This is a genomic window from Lacticaseibacillus boliensis, from assembly GCF_054784775.1.
This window is the reverse complement of sequence record NZ_BAAIHN010000061.1, coordinates 1-6,551: the sequence shown is the minus strand read 5'-3', so window position 1 is coordinate 6,551 and position 6,551 is coordinate 1. Positions and strand designations below refer to the sequence as shown.

6 protein-coding genes, 3 tRNA genes and 1 rRNA gene are annotated in these 6,551 nt (G+C 51.5%); 7 read left to right on the top strand and 3 right to left on the bottom strand.

All coding sequences use genetic code 11. The annotated features are described in order from the left end of the window. Nucleotides 1-132: 132 nt before the first annotated feature. Nucleotides 133-249 (top strand): 5S ribosomal RNA (gene rrf / locus ACYVRB_RS13920). 126 nt (nucleotides 250-375) lie between these two features. Beyond that, a tRNA-Thr gene (locus tag ACYVRB_RS13915) sits at nucleotides 376-448 on the top strand. A 214-nt stretch (nucleotides 449-662) separates the two neighbouring features. Here ACYVRB_RS13915 and ACYVRB_RS13910 read toward each other — a convergent pair. Further along, the gene (locus tag ACYVRB_RS13910; protein WP_461216027.1) at nucleotides 663-1,070 is read right to left on the bottom strand and encodes a hypothetical protein; all 408 of its coding nucleotides are present in this window, start codon (nucleotides 1,068-1,070) and stop codon (nucleotides 663-665) included. A 60-nt stretch (nucleotides 1,071-1,130) separates the two neighbouring features. Here ACYVRB_RS13910 and ACYVRB_RS13905 point away from each other — a divergent pair, with 60 nt between their 5' ends. From ACYVRB_RS13905 to ACYVRB_RS13895, 3 genes are all read left to right on the top strand, one after another. After that, nucleotides 1,131-1,652 (top strand): hypothetical protein, encoded by a 522-nt coding sequence (locus ACYVRB_RS13905; protein ID WP_461216026.1) that lies wholly within the window; start codon nucleotides 1,131-1,133, stop codon nucleotides 1,650-1,652. A gap of 364 nt (nucleotides 1,653-2,016) precedes the next feature. Further along, entirely contained in the window at nucleotides 2,017-3,423 is a 1,407-nt protein-coding gene (locus tag ACYVRB_RS13900) for a peptide MFS transporter (protein ID WP_461216028.1), read from the top strand. Between the two features lie 87 nt (nucleotides 3,424-3,510). Beyond that, nucleotides 3,511-4,326 (top strand): metallophosphoesterase, encoded by an 816-nt coding sequence (locus ACYVRB_RS13895; RefSeq protein ID WP_461216025.1) that lies wholly within the window; start codon nucleotides 3,511-3,513, stop codon nucleotides 4,324-4,326. A 92-nt stretch (nucleotides 4,327-4,418) separates the two neighbouring features. Here ACYVRB_RS13895 and ACYVRB_RS13890 read toward each other — a convergent pair. Together ACYVRB_RS13890 and ACYVRB_RS13885 are read right to left on the bottom strand one after the other, a co-directional pair. Continuing rightward, nucleotides 4,419-4,490: transfer RNA gene (locus ACYVRB_RS13890), tRNA-Gln, on the bottom strand. Nucleotides 4,491-4,495: 5 nt separating this feature from the next. Then, nucleotides 4,496-4,576, bottom strand: a tRNA-Tyr gene (locus ACYVRB_RS13885). A gap of 202 nt (nucleotides 4,577-4,778) precedes the next feature. On the opposite strand from ACYVRB_RS13885, the gene proC reads away from it, so the two are divergent. Both proC and ACYVRB_RS13875 read left to right on the top strand, forming a co-directional pair. Then, complete coding sequence (proC, locus tag ACYVRB_RS13880; RefSeq protein ID WP_461216024.1) at nucleotides 4,779-5,579, top strand: pyrroline-5-carboxylate reductase; 801 nt, start codon at nucleotides 4,779-4,781, stop codon at nucleotides 5,577-5,579. 81 nt (nucleotides 5,580-5,660) lie between these two features. Beyond that, the gene (locus tag ACYVRB_RS13875; RefSeq protein ID WP_461216022.1) at nucleotides 5,661-6,362 is read left to right on the top strand and encodes a GntR family transcriptional regulator; all 702 of its coding nucleotides are present in this window, start codon (nucleotides 5,661-5,663) and stop codon (nucleotides 6,360-6,362) included. Nucleotides 6,363-6,551: the final 189 nt, after the last annotated feature.

The window sequence follows — 6,551 nt, the reverse complement described above, 5'->3', positions numbered from 1 at the left end:
TTGGAGCGGACCAGTACTAATCGGTCGAGGACTTAACCAAAGCGCGTAAGCGCTAGTGAGCAAATACGGTTCACGGCAACAAAAACAAACAATGATGTCCAGTTTTGAGGGTGCAAACCTTCTAAAATACAGTGTGGTGGCGATGGCGAGAAGGATACACCTGTTCCCATGCCGAACACAGAAGTTAAGCTTCTCTACGCCGAGAGTAGTTGGTGGGTGACTGCCTGCGAGGTTAGGAAGCCGCCACGCTGAATGAAAAAGACCAGTCGTTGACTGGTCTTTTTTTTGGCAAAAATCGGCTAAAAATCCCGTTAAAAAGGGGTTTACAGCGCTTGTTGCCTCCTGTATAATTACCTTTGTTGTTGATTACGACATGCCGTCTTAGCTCAGTTGGCAGAGCACTTCATTCGTAATGAAGGGGTCGCTGGTTCGAATCCAGTAGACGGCATCAGCAGACGAAAAAATGAATCGTCCTAAAAAGCTTGCCAGATTGGTAAGCTTTTTTCGTTGCAAATGATGAGACCCAGATACAAGTCGCGCTCAGGAAATAAATGCGATAGCTCTGGAGCGATGCATGCGCACAAAAGCGCCTTGATACGCAAATCCTAAGATCGAGATTTGCGTATCAAGGCGCTTCTTCGCAAGGTTAAGCCCAATATGTGTTAGCGAAAATGGAGTTTGCCATCTGGTTCATCAGGGGCCGCAATAATGGGTGGCGCCTGCCAATAAAAGATGTCGACGTTGTGGCTGTCATAGATGTGATAGCTGATGCTCAGCTCGTCTAGACTGTGTTGCATGATTGCAAAGTAAAGCGGCATGGGGGCGTGCTCGAGCCCTGCGGCGAGCACCATCAGGTATTTCGCCATGTCGGCGAAGACGTGCTGGGTGATCGCATTCGTCACGGTAAATTCGAGGTCGACATACGCCAGGTCATTGGTGTCGCGCACGAAGGCGACGTGTTTTAGCGGAAAACCACCAAAATCACCGGTTGCCTTTAACGCGGTGACAACGTGTTGAACTTGAGTAGACGCGAAGGCGGGTTTTTGAAACATCAGATGCCATGTGGCCAATGCAAACAACTCCAATCATTGGATGTGATATAATACGCATATTCATACGGGAGGAAGACAATGAAACGAAAAGTCTGGTTGATACCTGTCCTCACACTTGCCATGCTACTCGCAGGTTGCAAGCAACACGACGCGACTGCCGCTTCCAGTAGTTCGAAGGCGAAAACAGTCATCACTAGTAAGCAGTATACCACGACCCAGCTCCAAAAACGCTATACCACCATCGTTGACGCGGTCGTGAAGCCGCTGAACCTGGCCTCGTATTCGCAGCCGCCAGCCAAGATCAAACAAGCTGCTGACGCTGGCATCCACACGGTAGAACAGGTCAAATTACAACTTGCCAGCAACACTAGCCAACCGGCAGCGACCAAGGCCATCCAGCAACTGGCAACGGCGGCTACAACGATGCTGACGGCGATCAATGGGACTGACCAAAAGGCTTATAACGCAGATGCCAAGACGTTCATGACCCAAACCAGCAACATCGCCAAAACATATTTCAATGGCAACATGCCTCTGTCGCTTACCACTTATAGTCAGCGCATGGCAAACCGAACAACGACGACAAGCTCGACAAACTAATGCTTGCGCAAAGGCGGTAGATCTCACGAGATCCGCCGCCTTTTTGCGTGGCAACCATTGCCGATAACCTGTGCTCATGTGATTCTCATTCAAAACCGCCGTGTGTTCGTCAGACAAACACTCGTCGAAAGAATTAGCACGATAATGAGATTGTACCGCCTTAACTGAGAAAAAACGGATGGTTTGTAATCAAATTCAATTCGGCGTATAATAGAAAAATGATTCCATGCTATTTTGAGGGAAGTAGCAGTGAATGTCACTAGGTTTGGTTACAAATTCCTAGTGAGAGGATGTTTTTGCATTGGACAGAAAAGAAAATGATCGCTCGTTTCTCGGTCATCCGCAGGGACTGTTGACACTGTCAATGACAGAGTTCTGGGAACGGTTCAGCTATTATGGCATGCGCGCGATCCTGATCTACTATATGTACTACGCGGTTTCCAAAGGCGGGTTAGGCTTTGACAAGCCGACCGCTTTATCGATCATGTCGATTTATGGCTCCTTGGTTTATCTCAGCTCGACGATCGGGGGCTTCATCTCCGATCGGTTGCTAGGTAGCCGGAAAACCGTCTTCTGGGGCGGCGTGTTGATCATGTGTGGGCACATTGTGCTGTCGCTGCCAATGGGCGCTAGTGCCTTGTTCGCGTCGATTGCCTTGATCGTCATCGGGACCGGGTTGTTGAAGCCTAATGTCTCCGAGATGGTTGGTTCGCTGTATTCCGAAACCGACGCCCGGCGTGATTCTGGTTTCAGTATCTTTGTCATGGGGATCAACTTGGGGTCCTTGTTGGCACCGATCATCGTGCCTTGGGGACAAGCCAAGTTCAACTTCCATGTCGGCTTCTCATTTGCGGCTATCGGGATGTTCATTGGCCTGATCTATTATGTGATCGCAGGGCGCAAGACGATCAATCCGATCGATAACATCGCCCCAGACCCAATCTCCGGCAAAGAACTGCGCCCCTTGTTGCTGAAGGTTTTTGCTGGGATCGTTGCGGTCATCGTGATCTTGGTCATCATGGGCATGACCGGCAACTTCTCGATCAACAATGTCATCACGTTGATCACGATTTTTGCCATCGCCGTGCCGATCTGCTACTTCATTATCATGTTACGTAGTAAAAAGGTTACCAAGACGGAACGTTCACGCGTGTGGGCCTACATTCCTTTGTTTGTCGCTGCCGTGATTTTCTGGGCGATCGAAGAACAAGGCTCAGTCGTCTTGGCGGTGTTTGCGGCTGATCAAACCAAGTTACATATCGGCTCTTGGAACATTTTGCCAGGGAATTTCCAGCTGCTCAACCCGCTGTTCATTCTGTTGTACGGGCCTGTGTTTGCTTGGTTATGGGTGCATCTAGGCAAGCGTCAGCCGAGCTCACCAAAGAAGTTCAGCCTCGGGTTGGTCTTCGCTGGGATCTCGTATCTCGTGATGGTGATTCCTGTGGCGATGTTCGGGGCAGACACCCGCGTCTCCCCGCTGTGGTTGGTCTTATCATGGGCAATTGTTGAAATCGCCGAAATGCTGATCTCGCCTGTCGGTTTGTCGGTCACAACCAAGCTGGCCCCTAAGGCCTTTTCCAGCCAGATGATGAGTATGTGGTTCTTGGCGGATGCTGCCGCGCAAGCGATCAACGCGCAGATCGTCAAGCTCTATTCACCGGAAACGGAAATCGTCTACTTTGCCGGTGTTGGGATCGCAGCGATCGTGTTCGCGGTGGTTCTCGCGTTCATGGTGCCACGGATCGAAAAACTGATGCAAGGCGTCAACTGATCGCAATGAAGTCACCTCAGGGTGGCTTTTTTGTATGGGAATGGTACAATGCGCGTAATTCGTTTGCCACAGAGAGTAGGTAGTGAGATGCCAAAAATTGCAGTTTCAGTTGATGATCATTTTGACGTGAACAAGATCGCGCCCGATGAGGCAATTCAGCGTATTGGCGCGTATTTGACGGCACAACACGCGGCGGCGTACGTGAATGCCGGCGATAGTTTTAATGATTTTGCCAAGACGCAGGCTTTTTATGCGCAGCTCCAACAAGTCGTTGGCGACATGCCGGTGCGCTTTTTAGCCGGCAACCATGATTTGATCAAGCATATCAGTTATGCGCAGGCTCAAGGTGCGGCAGATCTGCGGTATCTGCACGAGCGCACCCTGCAACTACCAGGAAGCGACACCGTCATCATCGGCAACAACGGCTGGTATGATTATTCGCTGGCGCCGGCGGCATTGCGCCAGTCAGGGGCGGACTTTGCCCAGTGGAAGCGGGCGTACTGGCTCGATTCTGCGATCGATCAGCCCGTCAGCGATGAAGCGCGCATGGCGCGCGTGTTGCAAACGACAGAAGCTGCGCTTGAACAAGCTGGATCTCGGCGGGTGATCTATGTCACCCATTTTGTGCCGCGAGCGGATTTCATGTTGTATCTGCCAGACCGCCCGCGCTGGCAGATGGCAACGGCGATGATGGGCTCCAGTCGCTTAGGGGCCTTGTTGGAGCGCTATAACGTCGCGGCAGTGGTGTTTGGCCATCTGCACACCCGCCACGCGCCGCGCACGTTCAACCACACGACTTATTATCATCAGCCGATGGGTTATGGCCTGCGCCGCTTGAACGAGTGGACCGGCGACGATTGGTTCTCTGAATGGGTCAACACGCTGGTGTGGCTGGATGTGTAACCAATTGCAAGCACCGCAAAAAAAGCGCCTCTGTTCCGTGATTCAATAATGAATCGGAACAGAGGCGCTTTTTGGAGGCTAGGCCTCGAAGCTTGGGGTAGCTGGATTCGAACCAGCGCATGACGGAGTCAAAGTCCGTTGCCTTACCACTTGGCTATACCCCAATCAATGGAGGATCTAGGATTCGAACCTAGGAACCCGAAGGAACGGATTTACAGTCCGTCGCGTTTAGCCTCTTCGCTAATCCTCCATGTAATCAACGAATATTAATATACAAAAAAATTGCGATCGTTGCAAGCAATTTTTTTCACTGGGCCAGGCCAATCGGTTCGGATTCCGGCTAACGCGCGAGCAACCTGGCGTCGCCGGTTTAGCCCAATCAGGGAATAAGCATTGACACACTCAGGCGCATTCGCTAGTCTAAAAAGAAAGCGCAACAAAAGGAGAAAAATATGAAACTGGGATTTATTGGTGCGGGCAACATGGCGCAAGGCATTATCGACGGCTTGTTGAAGGCGAAGGCCGTCAAAGCTGATGATATCATCATTCATGGCGGGCATCCCGCAAACTACGAAGCCTATGCGGCCAAAGTAGGGGTCCAAACCGTGGCCGATAACCCGGCGGTGATCGCCGCTGCAGACATCGTCGTGTTGGCGGTCAAGCCGGTGATGGCAAGTGACGTGATCAGCGAGATCTTGCCAGCCTTACAGGCGAAGACGACACCGCTGTTGTCGCTGTTATCAGGCGTGTCGTTGTTACAGATCGAAGGCTATCTGGGCACTAAGAACTACCCGCTGGTACGGATCATGCCCAACCTGAATGTCGCCATCAACGCTGGCATGACTGCTTATGCCGCTAATCCTGCGGCCGCGGCCATCTTGCCGAAAGTCGTCGCGTTGTTTGATCAGCTCGGTGAAACAATCGAGCTGGCTGAGAAGCATTTTTCCACTTTTGTTGCGCTGGCCGGGTCCAGTCCGGCTTTTGTCTATATGTTCATCGATGCCTTGGCCCGGGCCGGCGTCAAGCACGGCTTGACCAAGAAGCAGGCCGACAAGATTGCGGCGCAGGCAGTGCTTGGTAGCGGCGCGATGGTACTCCAAAGTGCAGAGAGCCCGTTTGACCTCGTTGATAAGGTTTCCAGCCCTGGTGGCACCACGGTGGCCGGCCTGTTGGCGATGGAAGCGGCCGGTTTCATGCCGTCAGTCGTTGCCGGAGTCGATGCCACGATCGCCAAAGACCAAGAAGAGCAATAATGCGTTGGTGTCGTGACTTGCATTTTTGGTCTATACCATATCTGATGACGACAGACACTATTTATGGAAGGAACGAGCCAAGTGGAATCTCCAATTTATATTCAAATTCATAATAAGATCCGGCAAGATATCGAAGCAAATAAATGGCAGATTGGGGATCGTATTCCTAGTGAGCGCGAATTGGCAGCAACGTTCAACGTCTCTCGGATGACGTTGCGGCAGGCGATTCAGACCTTGGTCGATGAAGGCATTTTGGAACGCCGAATCGGTGCAGGCACGTTTGTGGCCAACCAGAAGGTCCAAGAAAAAGTCTCCGGCGTCACGAGTTTTACCGATGTTATGATCGCACAAGGCAAAAAGCCTTCCAGCAAAACAATTTCGTATCATATTGCCAAGCCGTCGTTGTCTGAAAGCGAAAAGTTGCATTTAGGTGATGGCGCTCAGGTGTTGCGGATGGAGCGCATCCGCTATGGAGATGCCGTCCCGATCAGTTTTGAAGTGGCAACGGTGCCTTACGATCTGATCAAAGCATTTTCCAAGTCCGAAGTGACCAAGTCGCTGTATCACACCTTGGAAGCCAAAGGCGGGTATGTACTCGGTGGTGCGCAGCAAACCGTGAGTGCGATGCTGGCTTCAGAACGGATTGCTGAATATCTCGAGGTCAAGCGTGGGTCAGCGATCTTGCGGTTGCGGCAGATCTCATTTTTACAAGACGGCCGCCCGTTTGAATATGTGCGCACGCAGTATGTTGCCGATCGGTTCGAATTTGTGCTAGAACGCTGATCATCACAGACACCTCTGCATGACGGTTCAATGGAACCGTTGTGCGGAGGTGTTTGCGTTATCCTGGATTATTCATAGAATTTCAAAAAAGCAGCGCAATCCCATGATTCACACGGGACTGCGCTGCTTTGGTGTTTCACCCATTGGGTGCGCCTATATGCTAAGGTTGAGTCGACGAAAACCATCACG